Source organism: Microbacterium sp. Bi128 (assembly GCF_918698205.1).
The window spans coordinates 1-1072 of record NZ_CAKKMM010001630.1; the positions used below are offsets into that span (position 1 = coordinate 1).

General features: G+C 69.5%; 1 protein-coding gene and 1 pseudogene. Both read left to right on the forward strand.

Going from position 1 to position 1072, the window contains the following annotated elements:
* On the forward strand, positions 1-736 hold a 736-nt coding region (locus LQV45_RS35075), incomplete at its 5' end, for a cell wall metabolism sensor histidine kinase WalK (RefSeq protein ID WP_230012623.1).
* Positions 737-740: 4 nt separating this feature from the next.
* Positions 741-1072: pseudogene (locus LQV45_RS35080) on the forward strand (hypothetical protein); the annotation flags it as partial.

Consider the following 1072-nt stretch of genomic DNA (forward strand, 5'->3'; position numbering starts at 1 on the left):
GGGCAGCGTCGTCGTCTCGCGAGACGTGACCGCCGAGGAGCAGGCTCTGCGCGCGCGGGAGGATCTCGTGGCCAGCGTGTCGCACGAACTGCGCACTCCGCTCACCTCGATCATCGGCTACCTCGAACTCGCCCTGGACGACACCGCCCTCAACGCGGCGACGCGCGACCAGCTCGAGATCGCCGAACGCAACGCCACCCGGTTACGCGAGCTGGTCGCCGACATCCTGGCGATGTCTGCCGCGTCGCGCCACGGCGTCGACTTCGCTCTTCGCCCGGCGTCGGCAGACGTCGGGGAGATCGTCGCCGCGGCGGTCACCTCGGCTGCTCAGCACGCCTCCGCCCACGGCATCCGGATCGATGCGTCCGGCGTGGGCCCGTGTCCGGGCGTGGTCGACGCGCATCGGATGCGCCAGGTCGTCGACAACCTCCTCTCGAACGCGGTGAAGTACAACACCCGCGGCGGCGCGGTGGTCGTCACGGTCGATCGGGTGGACGGGACGATCACGATCTCCGTCGCCGACGACGGACCGGGAATCTCGGCGACCGATCAGGGCCGCGTCTTCGACCGATTTTTCCGCGCGGACGCCGTGCGGGGTTCCTCGGTGCACGGGAGCGGGCTCGGACTCTCCATCAGCCGCGACATCGCCCGCGCCCACGGCGGCGACATCACCGTGCGGTCCGAACCCGGACAGGGCACGCTGTTCACCGTGCGTCTGCCGCAGCGGGAGGGGTGACGTCATGGTCCTCGATGTCCTGAGCCTGCAGATCGCGGCATCCCTGGTGATCCTGGTGTCGGCGATCATGTACCTGCTCGACACGCTCATGTTGAAGGACGGTCTCCCCGGACGCCTGTGGGCGACGGCGTTCCTGAGCGCGGTCTTCTCCGCGGTCTGCTACCTCGTGTGGATCACGGCGCCCGACGCCTTCGTCGCCCTCGCCCTGGGAAATGGGGCGTTCGTCGCGGCGACCGCGTTGATCTGGGCGGGGTGTGTCGCGTTCAACAGTCGGTCCCTTCGGGGGCCGGTCGTGACCATCTCGGTGGGCGTCCTCGTGGTCGTCGTGTCCACGCT